We start from the raw sequence: 224 nt of genomic DNA on the forward strand, positions 1-224 counted from the left end.
TTTTTTATTTGTTTAAAGCATTAAACCATCTTTTTAGTTAATCGTTCATCTTGAATTCACAAATGTTTGGTACTCTCATATGTATTCAGTTATAGGGGGAGGAAATGAAATGAATCTTATAAATAGAAAGAATGCATTTCCGGAAAATGGAGATTGGGCTGTGGAAGCGCGTGGACTTGTTAAACTGTTTGGCGACAACCGTGCTGTTGATGGGGTAGATTTGA

Annotated in this window: 1 pseudogene; it reads left to right on the forward strand. The window is 35.7% G+C overall.

The annotated features are described in order from the left end of the window. Positions 1–79: 79 nt before the first annotated feature. Positions 80–224 (forward strand): annotated as a pseudogene (locus V7659_RS26010) (hypothetical protein); the annotation flags it as partial.

This window comes from Neobacillus drentensis (genome assembly GCF_036966985.1).
Lineage (GTDB): Bacteria > Bacillota > Bacilli > Bacillales > Cytobacillaceae > Neobacillus > Neobacillus drentensis_E.